Source organism: Parasegetibacter sp. NRK P23, from assembly GCF_023721715.1.
Classification (GTDB): Bacteria; Bacteroidota; Bacteroidia; order Chitinophagales; family Chitinophagaceae; genus Parasegetibacter.
In genome coordinates this window covers 1-11,803 of sequence record NZ_JAMDLG010000025.1, presented here as the reverse complement: position 1 = coordinate 11,803, position 11,803 = coordinate 1, and the positions used below count along the sequence as shown (strand labels likewise).

General features: G+C 37.1%; 10 protein-coding genes and 1 pseudogene. 1 reads left to right on the top strand and 10 read right to left on the bottom strand.

The features are described 5' to 3' along the window. Positions 1-195: 195 nt before the first annotated feature. The 10 genes from M4J38_RS19375 to M4J38_RS19330 all read right to left on the bottom strand — a co-directional run bounded on the left by M4J38_RS19375 (position 196) and on the right by M4J38_RS19330 (position 10,604). Positions 196-834 (bottom strand): hypothetical protein, encoded by a 639-nt coding sequence (locus M4J38_RS19375; protein WP_251761465.1) that lies wholly within the window; start codon positions 832-834, stop codon positions 196-198. 157 nt (positions 835-991) lie between these two features. Continuing rightward, entirely contained in the window at positions 992-1,792 is an 801-nt protein-coding gene (locus tag M4J38_RS19370) for a hypothetical protein (RefSeq protein ID WP_251761464.1), read from the bottom strand. A gap of 309 nt (positions 1,793-2,101) precedes the next feature. After that, complete coding sequence (locus M4J38_RS19365; RefSeq protein WP_251761463.1) at positions 2,102-2,626, bottom strand: DinB family protein; 525 nt, start codon at positions 2,624-2,626, stop codon at positions 2,102-2,104. A 270-nt stretch (positions 2,627-2,896) separates the two neighbouring features. After that, on the bottom strand, positions 2,897-3,535 hold the full coding sequence (locus M4J38_RS19360) for a CPCC family cysteine-rich protein (protein ID WP_251761462.1): 639 nt from the start codon (positions 3,533-3,535) through the stop codon (positions 2,897-2,899). Positions 3,536-3,680: 145 nt separating this feature from the next. After that, positions 3,681-5,360: an AlwI family type II restriction endonuclease gene (locus M4J38_RS19355; protein WP_251761461.1), complete on the bottom strand. Its 1,680-nt coding sequence runs from the start codon at positions 5,358-5,360 to the stop codon at positions 3,681-3,683. Beyond that, complete coding sequence (locus M4J38_RS19350) at positions 5,353-6,267, bottom strand: Dam family site-specific DNA-(adenine-N6)-methyltransferase (RefSeq protein ID WP_251761460.1); 915 nt, start codon at positions 6,265-6,267, stop codon at positions 5,353-5,355. The genes M4J38_RS19355 and M4J38_RS19350 overlap by 8 nt, the downstream gene beginning before the upstream one ends. Next, complete coding sequence (locus M4J38_RS19345; RefSeq protein ID WP_251761459.1) at positions 6,264-6,575, bottom strand: helix-turn-helix domain-containing protein; 312 nt, start codon at positions 6,573-6,575, stop codon at positions 6,264-6,266. Before M4J38_RS19345 ends, M4J38_RS19350 begins: the two co-directional genes overlap by 4 nt. 349 nt (positions 6,576-6,924) lie before the next feature. After that, positions 6,925-8,037, bottom strand: coding sequence for a hypothetical protein (locus M4J38_RS19340; RefSeq protein ID WP_251761458.1), 1,113 nt, complete (start codon positions 8,035-8,037; stop codon positions 6,925-6,927). Between the two features lie 333 nt (positions 8,038-8,370). Continuing rightward, positions 8,371-9,555, bottom strand: coding sequence for an Imm26 family immunity protein (locus M4J38_RS19335; RefSeq protein ID WP_251761457.1), 1,185 nt, complete (start codon positions 9,553-9,555; stop codon positions 8,371-8,373). Positions 9,556-9,737: 182 nt separating this feature from the next. After that, complete coding sequence (locus M4J38_RS19330) at positions 9,738-10,604, bottom strand: hypothetical protein (RefSeq protein WP_251761456.1); 867 nt, start codon at positions 10,602-10,604, stop codon at positions 9,738-9,740. 214 nt (positions 10,605-10,818) lie between these two features. On the opposite strand from M4J38_RS19330, the pseudogene M4J38_RS19325 reads away from it, so the two are divergent. Further along, positions 10,819-11,678 (top strand): annotated as a pseudogene (locus M4J38_RS19325) (IS3 family transposase); the annotation flags it as partial. Between the last annotated feature and the right edge of the window lie 125 nt (positions 11,679-11,803).

Sequence of the window (11,803 nt, the reverse complement as noted above, 5' to 3'; positions counted from 1 at the left end):
GGTGCGTCAATAATTAAAATCGCACATGAAAAGGCTAAAAATCAAATTGGCTATAACGGTACGGCTTACTGATGGACGGGAGTTGAAAACGTAAACAGTCTTGCCGAGATTGAATTTACTTTGAAAAATGAACAACACGTTTACCGTCTTACCCGGCTATTAGTAAACCGCTGTTGTAGGTAGCCTTTTGCGTAGTCAAAAGTTAGGATTCGTTTTAAGAATTTCAAATAATTCTTCTTTGTCAAAGCCACTTACGTCTTCATCAAAATTGTCATAAAAAGTGGTGAGTTCGCTTTTGCTAAATATTTTGCTTGTCAAAGCCCAATAGTCTTGCAAATCATTAACTATGCCCCACATAATACTTTTATAATTTCCAGTTGTTTCAAAAACAATTTCCTCAAAAGAATTATCAAAAGTCCAAAATTGATACTGTCTAACAGATTTTGCTTCAGCGCTACTGTAAAACCAATTTCTCGCCTCTACATCGTCACTCCAGGAAGTAGAATGATCTCGAAACGTAAAAAGAAAACCATTTTTGAAGTCCGTATAAGAAAGTAGCTCCTCTTCAAAAATTGGAATACCCCAACTTTCCCGATTGGCATTAAAAAACTCTTTTGTGTAAGTGCCTGAACATTGCATTGAAATGAATCTGGCCCTTGTTTTTGCTGCATCGTTATCTAACTCGGCCAACTCAGCAGCAAAACCTAGACAATGATCAACATGTCCATCCAAATCATTTTCTGTCACAGTCAAAAGATCATTAAATCTGTCTGCTAAAAGCAACAAGGGAGAAGTCACTTTGCTGATTGCTTTAAAATAAGAGGCTCTTTGCATAAGGTTACCTACAACGTAAAGGCTTACTGATGGCCGGGAGTTTAGAAACGTAAACAGTCTTGCCGTGATTGAATTTGATTGAAAAACTGAACAACACTTTACCCGTCTACCCGGCTATTCAGTAAACTATTGTTGGCAGCCGTTAGTTCTCGTGATATTAATTAGAAGTCTCACCTTGTCCTCGGAATATTTGAAAGCCAAAACCTAATCCAAGCCATGGTCGGTTCCTGTAAATCCATTTTCTTCCAATTTCACCAGACATAACGTCAATTCCTGAGAAAACACTAACCTGAAATTTATTGTATTCAAAAACATAGCCTGCGGAGAATGTTACGCAACCTTGCGTAGCTTCCGATTGAATAAAGTCTTGAGTGGTATAAGGCGTCACTTTGATTGAGGAGAAGCTCAATCCGCCAACAAGACTATGTGAAAGTTGTGTGCGTCTGTAAGGCTTGAACTTCCACCCAGCAGAAATGCCAATGTTGAAATCGTTACCAAATTCCGAATAAATATTATAACCATCCTTTGGTTCTTCTCGACCAGGTCTAATCTTAATTAAAGTAGTTGCTGCTCCTACCGTAAATAAGCCTTTCTTTTCTAATCTCTCAGCATTTAGCTCGTAGCTATCCTCTGAACTCCTCTGTGGCAGTTTGAAGAATATGTCGCTTCCTGTTGCAGTAGAAACAAGTTTTGTATTAAGTGCTTTTGCAGATGCAGTATTGCTTGTAAACTTAGCTATTTGAATAATATAGTCACTACCAACGATATTTTTTACGTAAAAGATTGTGTTTGCTTCAATTCTCTCTGCGGTCGCCCCTGCAATTGCGCTTCCGTCGAAATTGCATTGAGTTAATGAAACATCATAATTAAAAATGTGTCGCCCGTCACGAATGTTTGTTTGGGCATTTAGATAGCAAGTTGACATAATCAACATCAAGCCAAGAATAATTCTTTTCATAAATGATAGTTTTGATTTATAGGAAATATAACGACAAGATAATGCTTCAGAAATGAAAATAGATGGGGAATTTTCACGGTATTTTGTCCCGCTCTTTCACGGTGTCACTCGAAATGGCTGCCAACGTAACGGCTTTGCGATGGCCGGGATTTGAAAACGTAAACAGTCTTGCCGTGAATGAATTTACTTTAAAAAATATACTTCACGTTTACCGTCTTACCCGGATATTGCAAAACTATTGTTGTGGGCTAGTTGCCCGCTGGTAAGCGGGTAAAAAAAATAAGTCTTTGTCAGCCAGAAACGTCTGTTTCACCAGCCAACATACTTTGGAGGTGTCAAACCACAAAGCCGCAAATAAACAAGCAACTGACCTCTATGATGCGTCTGATGATCGCTTAAAAGATTAATTATCTGAAGCTTGCTCATTGGCCCCGCAAAGAATTTTACTGTGTCAGAAAGATTAGTAGCTGAAAAACCAGTCAAAACAGCAATAGCATAATCATACGTCTCAACCACAACCTTCCGAATACTGTCCTTGTTTTGAAGATTGCTATCTTTCTTTGATACAGGATTATTGCCTGTCGATAAATAAGATGAACTCAACCAACCTAGGTTTGAGCAAATATGTAAAAGTTGCTCCCCAAAACTCATTTCCTCTTTCGTCGGCCGGAAACCGTATTGATGTTCAGGCATGAGATCAGCTACCTTTAACGTATATTCTTTAGAATTTTCCAACTTCGTCAATGCTGAAGCGATAAATAAAGAATCATTATTTTGAGCGCCCACAAATAAAGAAGAAGCAAACAGTAAGATAAAAACAATCAGAAATCGCATATAATTTGTTTTGATGAAACCGCCGAAAAAAACGTCGTCAATTAAAACAACAAGATTTTCGAAATCAGATTTTACCGCGTCAATAAATACTAGTCATTACGAATTTTAGCATGCATCAATCCAGAAGGGCAATAGCCCACAACGGCAAGGCTTACTGATGGCCGGGAGTTTAAAAACGTAAACAGTCTTGCCGAGATTGAATTTACTTTGAAAAATGAACACCAAGTTTACCGTCTTACCCGGCTATTAGTAAACCGCTGTTGTGTGATGTTATTTTCTGTCAAGCGGTTTCCAATTCTCGTCTTTCTTTTCGTCCTCTGCTGGCTTTCTTACGTTCCGCAACATGTCTCTATCACAAGCGCCAAATTCTAAAAAGTTTTGTTGTGCTTGTCGCAACGACAATGGATTTGCTCCGCCTTCATAATCCGGGTCTTCAAGTTGAATTGGGTCATCTTCCCAGAAGCAAACGCCACAAATGTCATAAGAACCGTTTGGTTCGTGGTCAAACGTTTTGTAACCACAACAGGGACAAGCGAAGGTTTGTATTACAACAGGCGATAAAATGTCTCCAACGTCTGGTTTTGAACTGTGTCCCACTGGTTGTAGTTGATATTGAAAAACGTTTTGTTCTTCTTTGTCAAGAATGTTCTTGGAAGAAATGACCTGTTTTTCAAGGCTGCCAAAGCTTGCATGAATGTAAGTTGTCAATTCGTTTGAAAACTTCTTTTGTCGGTCAAAAGTGTGATAAAACAATATTCGCTTTTTAACTCGCCATTCTTTGTCTGTCATTGCTGACTTGATGATTGTGCCAGTTTTCAAACCGTCAAAGTCATGATGAAGTTCTGCGATGACACCCAATGCAGTTGTCTCCCAACTGTCAATAACTTGTATGGTTTGAAGGCTTGTCATAATAGCACACAACGGCACGGCTTACTGATGGACGGGAGTTTGGAAACGTAAACCGTCTTGCCGAGATTGATTTTGTTAGGAAAATGATTTATCACGTAACACGTCAGCCCGGCTATTCAGTAAACCGATGTTAGCCGTTCGCCCTTCATTCTGTCAACCAATTTAATGCCTCTTGTGTAATTCCGTTATACCATTCTATTTCGTTGTCTGTCGAGTTTGCTAGTTCATTTGAACGATCAAAAAATCGCTGAACGTGTCTTGGTTCAGGAACATAGTTTGCATTATAGGAGTCTTGAACCATTTTAATAAAAACACTTAAAGGTAACGGGATTATTGTCGAAGTCCCACCATAATATTGAATATTCATTTTATGCAATGCATAAAAATGAGCTTTACAAGCATCATTTATACTGGGTGCGATGAACAAACAGTAGGCCGGTTTTTCAGCTTCTCTCTTGTATTTTGCAAGGTGTCTTGCTACTGGCTCGCCTTCTGTTTCATATTGTCTTTGTCCGCTCTGCATAGTTACTTCTACTGTTAACCCAAAGTCGCCATAATCGCAAACGATATCTGGCATATTTCCCTGTGCCGTTGACATTGGATTTCCAAAATCATCAAATTTCAGATTTGCTTTAATATCTCCACCGTCCAACATTGTCATTGCTCTCCAAGTGTTCCACTCCAGCATAAGTGGCGTATCATAAAGCGAATTATCAAGTATTTGGTCGAATATTATCGATATATCTTCAAACTTCCGGTAGTCTTTGATTGCCGCTACTTCTTCTGTTATTATTTGTTCTTTTCGATTTTCTAATTGGTCTGCAAATAGGTTTTTGAGTTCTTGTAATGTTGCAGTTGCGGAAATTTCAAGTTGCGGAAACTCATCTCTAATTTTTTGTTCTAATAATTCTCTGCTATCTGTTAGAAGTCTCGGAATAAGCGGATTGCCTAAATAAGCAACATATTGACCTTCGTTATCAACAAAGCAAGGTTCTCTGTCCGCGTGTTGTAAGAAGTAATCAACTTCTTGAATCTTTTCGGGAACAATTGAAATTGACTTCCCAACATGTGAAATATTTACTAACCCCGTTGCTCTCAAGTAACGAACACAAGCATCTGCATAATCTCTCATGTTGCTTGCTTTCGTTTTTAAGAAATTCACAACTGAATCGTCTTTAGTTTCGCGGGTTTTTGTATTTCCTGAACTAATATCTACGCTATAAATTTCTCTCAACTCTCTATCAAAATATTCCGAACGAAAACGCTTATAGTTGCCTTCATTTTGAGCCTTTGCGATTCTGAACTGATCGATTTTATAAACTATGGCATCAAACTCTCTGTAGTCAACCAATTGCAAGCCAAACATCCTTAATTCATCAAATCTCAATGAGCCAAAATGTCGAATGAGCCTGAAAAGTTCCAGATATGGCTTTACCCAAAATTCAGCAGAATTTTGGGTCGGTTTATGAAATGGTGAAGGAACTTGAAATTTGAGTAATTGTCTCAAAAATATTTCGTCCTTCCTTCTTGCATTTACTAATTCTTCGCCTGCCGGAGTTAACTGTATTGTTGGAGAAAGAATAATAAATCCAAGAGCTTTAGGTGCTCTATTTATTCTATCTCTCGCACTAAATGCAGGATCATTAGCACCTTCACCATTGAAAAAGTTTTCTTCTCTCAACAGCTCCATAAATGCTCTTTGTGTATCCTTGTTCCATCTTTGTCCTGCAAAATGGGTATGCAGCAACCCAATTTCTGGAATCATCTTTGCCGGCGTTCGAGGAGAAGTAGTTACGAAAATTACTTTGCTGTCAATTCTAGCCATAAGAAGCAGATTCTTCTTCGAGTATTAGTTTTGGAGTTCGTCTCATTGATTCATTGCCGTAATTCGAAATAAGTATGTGGCTTGCCTCCGACTTAAATCTATTTCGAATATTTACTGCATATGATTTTCCATACTCATCAACAATCATATCTCCATATAATTTCTCTGTTAATGGTGTTCTGCCAATAACCATTAAAGCTTTACACCTTAGATTTTTATATTGGTTAGCCAATTCAATATGATTCCTTTCATTAAATCCATCTTTGTGTTCAATATTTCCATAGTCTGAAAAAATACAATCGTAAGGTGGGTCTAAGAACATAAAATCATCTTCGGTTGCCATTTCAAAAATCTGGGAGTAATCAAGGTTATAAATCTCTGTTTTTGCAAGTAAATTGCTGTGAGATTGTGTTACCAACGAAGTGTTCAAGTTTGCATAACGACCATAAGGAACATTAAATTCTCCTTTTGCATTGTAGCGTATCATTCCTGAATAAGCTGTTTTATTTATAAAAAAATAGATCAATGCGTCAGAGTATCTTTTATCGGCCAATTCGTTGAACATATCTCTGATTTGATAATATAGAGATTCGTTAGCATCATCGACTCTTTCGTTGGGTGTTTTGCTTTTTAGTTCTTCGAAGTTCTTTCTGTTTTCCGTGTAAGTCCTTTCAATTTCTGAAAGTTCTGATTTGAGCGTTCCAAAATCATTTTTCACACCCAAATAAAATGAAATCAGCTTTGAGTTAATGTCGTTAATGATTGCCCTCTTTGGTTCTAAGTGGAAGAACAAAGCACCACCGCCAAAAAACGGTTCAATATATCGTCCACTATATTTCGGGATATGCCCAATCAAGTGAGGTATTTCTTTTGATTTTCCTCCTCTGTATTTTACTAACGGCTTCATACGTTGGTTGGTTTACATTTATACTTAACAATGCTTTCTGCAACCACATTTAAAATTTGTGTTGCTTCTTCCTCTTCGGCTATAATGTCGTAAACCTTGTCTGCCGACCACAAACGCAAAAGCTCTTTAGTGTCGGTTTGCAGAGAGGCCGCAAGAATTAAAACCTGTTCACGCTTTGCACGTCTGTCGCCTTTTTCAATTTTGCAGTATGTCGCTGTGTCAATTTTTAATGTAGCAGCTAATTGTCTTTGAGGAATTTGTTTCGCCTCTCGAAGTGCCCTAATTTTATCTCCAAAGATTATTGACATAATATTGTCTTGACATTATTTGGCAAATGTAAAATTTATATTGAAAGTCAACAAGATTTTTAAAACAAATAGTTATGTGGTGGGTTGGACTTGATCTGTCGCATTTTTGCTCATCGTATATTTCAACAGGGTGGTCGTTCAGGGTGACGGCTAACGGCAAGGCTTACTGATGGCCGGGAGTTTGAAAACGTAAACAGTCTTGCCGTAAGTGAATTTATTTTAAAAACTGAACACGGCGTTACCCGTCTACCCGGCTATTCAGTAAACTATTGTTGCCCGCTGGCTTATGTCGATATGTTTTGCTCCGAAAAGTATAAACTCGCTTGGGAACACTACATTCAGAAATATATTAATCGAAATAGCAAGCAAAGTCTTTGAAAATCCATGCTTTGAAACTAGAAACCTTTTTTTTATATAGATGCTCTTCTGAAGGTGTGAAGAAGAACCCTCTAAAGGTGACACTTTTCCTTGTCGGTCTTAGTTCTATATCAAATAATTGAGAGCTTTCAAAATTAAGCGATGAATTTTTGTCTACTCTCTCAATATCAATTAAACAATACTGATTACATAAATCATTAAAACTTTCAACATTTATTGCTTTTTGTTCACTAATCGTAACACCTATTCTGACATCGACCGGAGATATCTCTTTCAACTGGAAAACTAGTTCTTTTTTATTTTCACGATAATATACTTCTACACCTTTCTCATTGTTCCAAAAGTTTGTGTCCAATAGAACAAAATTAAAAGTGTACACTGTAGAGTAAAAGTTCGCATTAGTAGTTTCAATATTACTGCTCGGATAAAATGTAAAAGAAACTAAAATACTCCTAATACTATTAATGACTTCCGGCATTTTCTCTTGTAGCAGTTTAGAAATATTAGTGTAATCTCCGATTTTATTTTCAGATCTTATTACAGACAATAAATTGTTATGTGTCTCTTGATTAATTGCAAATCGAACTTTTAAGTTAAGCGAAAGACTGTCAATGGGATTTTTCAGATTAATTAATTCTCGTTGTGAGGCTGCTAGTCTTTCTCTTAAGAATACATTGTTCTTTTTTGTCTCTGTCGATAGCTGCATGTGCAAGCTATTATTTTGTTCTAATAGCTTATTTTGACTTTCTAGACTTCTGATATTTTCTTTCGAGGATTCTAAAATATGACGCATTTCCTTCCCTTGTTCATGCCATCTTATGCTATCTCTTTGATGTTCAAGTTCGCGTATCAAGCTATCATTAGTATTTTTCTCCCTTGCCGCTCTTTCTTTCTCTTTACTCTCGTTAGATTTATTGATATTGATTAGAATATTTAATAATAGCCCAATAAGCATTAGGGTTAAAACACCCCAACCGTAATTGCTCAGTCTTTTTCTTCCATTTTCCTTATCCTCTACGGTTGTTTTAAATATCAACCCGAATAGTGAGATTATGAATGTTATGATCAGTACAATGTGTGACATGCCGAACCAATTACTTAGGATGTAGTTTAAAAATTATGCATTGTATCGTAAGAGGCTGTCGATCATCTATCTAAGAATTAGTCGGATAATTGGAACCCGAAAAAGTTTGCCAATCCAATAATCACAATAAAGAGACTTTATCGAAATGGCATTTTAATTTTGAGGTTTCACTAAGTTTGCGGGCAACGGTACGGCTTACTGATGGGCGGGAGTTTGGAAAACGTAAACAGTCTTGCCGAGACTGAATTTACTTTGAAAAATAAGCAATACGTTTACCGTCTTACCCGGCTATTAGTAAACCGCTGTTGTGTGCCGTAATTTTTTCTGTCATTATTAGTCTTTTGTAAATGCAAGTATCTTTTGCCTGTCCATAAACCCATATTTTCTAGCAAACGAGTCATAATCGTTTGTGTTTATATCGAAGTCAACATACCTAGATATTATCTTCCTTAAATCTATGCATTCTGGATATCGTAAGTCGCCTCTGTTATTTAGAAAAGCATAGTTAGGGCTGCCTTGAATACAAGAATTGATATAATATTCAGTTGACTTATTGTCCAGTCCATTGTAATTATCTTGGTCTTTCTTAACGATTATTCCTTTTTGCTTTTCAATTTTTTTGTCTGGTTCAAATGTTACAACACAACAACCCCATTTAAAAATATGGCAAATTGGAACATATTGATAATATGTGTCAATAGTCATGGGCAAATCAAAGGATGATGGTTCTATTTCTGAATTGTCAATAATTATGCAACCTTCGTGTTTTACGAACGAGTCAATTATACTTACAGAAGGTGTCGTTTTGTACTTATTTAAGTCATCGAATTTCAAATTTGGGTCGTCCGTTATAATTTGATAAAAATCAACCAATGTTTGATTAACTATCATCTCATTAAAAATATTTCTACCCCTCCAATCTACTTCCCATTTGCCAACTATTCCCGTGTCGTATTTCACGAATTTAATTAAGTCAGCAATCACACGACCATAAGCAAATTTTCGTTTTGCAAGCTTAACTCTAAATATATCTCCTTGTTTTGCTTTTTGATTGACTTGTTTCTTTCGGTTCAGATAAGTATTTAGTTCTTCCTTATCGAACTCACAGGGATTGCAGATTTTGTCATTTAGAAAACTCAAAACTTCATTTTCGGTACTCCAGACTAAATCATATTCATTGAAAAGTTGTACACCGTTAGAATAGTTAATTAATTTTAAAGTTGTCTCGTTAAAATCAAAAAATTTCCCTTCTGGTTTAATCTTCAAAAATGTGGATGCTGTTAAAGGCTGGACTTTACCCCTTTTGCCGACAATCTTAAATTCTGAATTAAGTTGTACTTCATAATCTACTTCCCTGTATGAAAAGTTATCCACTTTAATCGGGTAAACTAATTTCTGAATTATGTTAGCATTGTCAATTAAAAGATATCCTTTCCATAAGTCTTTTACTTCAAGTCTTTTCCAACTTTTGTCAATCTCTTTTATTCCAAAATGCCGTCTGATTGAATTTGTCAACATAACAGGCCTGGTCTTGTATTTTAGGTTTTGGAGTACATTATGGCACACAACGGTACGGCTTACTGATGGCCGGGAGTTTGGAAACGTAAACAGTCTTGCCGCGATTGAATTTAATTTGAAAAATGAACATCACGTTTACCGTCTTACCCGGCTATTAGTAAACCGCTGTTGGGCGTTCGTATTCACAATTTGACAAGCCACTGTATTCCTGTCAATAACTTGAAATTAGACATTACTAAAAAGCTATAAAAGAGTTCGTAGTTTTCAATTTTGTCAATGTCAACATTTAGTTTCCTTAATGAATTACCATAATATTGGTTCTCGTATGTAGCTCCCATGATTTGCTTTCTAAAATCTATGATAAATGCGCGGTTATTTTCTTCACTATTAATTTCATTGCTGTTACTCAATAACTCAAGTTCATTAAGTAGATTGATATTGTCTAATTTTTCTGGGGCACTACAAGCAATTGAATGTGTTCCAGCTCGGATGTAAGTATTCCTATGATGACCGTTTAAAGTGGAACATTTTTTAAAATTTGAACTTACAATTATTTGTCGATTGATTTTAAGGTCAACCAATTCATTTATGTCTTGTACCGCTGGTGATGCATACAACGTCAGCAGCCTTGAAGTAAATGTTGTGTCAATTTGTGATAATAAGTCTTGCTGCTCTTTGTATATATTGTAACGAAAATAGGGTTCATTCCAATGACGCCATTCACTGCCTGAGGACAAAGTGATAAACTCAGGTCTTTTATATTGAAATAATATGTTTGCCTTCATCTTAGGAATATCATTAATTACAATTCCTAAAAAATGCTCCATCTCATTAGCAATGTCTCGCAAACTAACTCCATCAAATGGTGGAAAGAACCAAAACGGAAATCCCAATCGCCTCCATAGGCGTCTATTTCTTGAAAAAGCAGATGCGTCAAACCCTAAATTTCCTTCTTGTACTTGTCCCAATGGAAAGAAAATTGAACTCAGTCTATCAAGTTCAGCGTTGAAGTAATTCTCATATGTTTTCTCTTCAAAAGTTGCTCGCATAGTTTAGGTCATTTCGTATGACGCCCAACGTAAAGGCTTACTGATGGGCGGGAATTGAAAACGTAAACAGTCTTGCCGCGATTGAATTTAATTGGAAAACTGAACACCACGTTACTCGTCTTACCCGGCTAGCAGTAAACCTATGTTGGTAAGCTCCCCCCAAAACAGTACGTTTTAAAAGTAGACAAATTGTTTAATTTTAAAACTACAAAAGATGAAAAAGAGCACATTCAGTCCTGCTCAGATTGCAGGCATCCTTAAGGAGTTTGATAACGGCAAAAGCGCCGAAGAGATCAACCGTGAACACGGTGTGAGTAAAGCCAGTTTGTACAAGTGGCGGCAACGATACGGGGGCATGGAAGCATCCGAACTCAAGCGTATCAAAGAATTGGAAGAGGAAAACGCGCGTTTAAAACGGATGTATGCCAACCTTGCGATGGAGCTTGATGTAGCAAAATACATTATTGAAAAAAAGCTATAAAGCCTTGCGATAAGCGTATCATTATAAATGAGTTGCGTGTTGAGCGGCCCAGAGACATCGGCAAGGCGTGTCGTATATTGAGAATCAGTCGCAGTTCCCTGCATTATCAATCGGTAAAAAATGATGAAACGTTGATTCATTTGTTGCATGAACTTTCGAATACGATTGAGAATGAAGGCTTTTGGAAGTTCCATGATCGTCTAAGGTTACAAGGGTATGGATTCAATCATAAACGAGTGTACCGTGTGTACAAGCAATTAGGCTTGCGCATGAAACGTAAAGCTAAAAAACGATTGCCCGCCCGGATCCGGGAAAAACTGGAAGTTCCCTGCTCCTTTACGCAAACCTGGAGTATAGACTTTATGAGCGATGCATTGAGTAACGGCAGAAAATTCAGGTCATTTAACGTAATAGACGACTTCAACCGTGAAGTCCTGTTCATAGAAACCGATTATTCCCTCAAGAGCAGCCGTGTGCTATGGGTGCTAAGGCATCTTGTAGCGCGATACGGCAAGCCCAAAAGAATACGTATGGACAATGGTCCCGAATTTATCGCGCACCTTTCCGGGCAATGGAGCAAGGCAAATGGTATTGTCAGCGGCCCCCAATTCCGTCAGTTTTAGAGTAGAGTTATCTCTTTATCTTTAAACAGTTAACTACGATGAAAAAGACAAGATTTACCGAGAGCCAAATAGTGGCTGCGATCAAGCAACAGGAA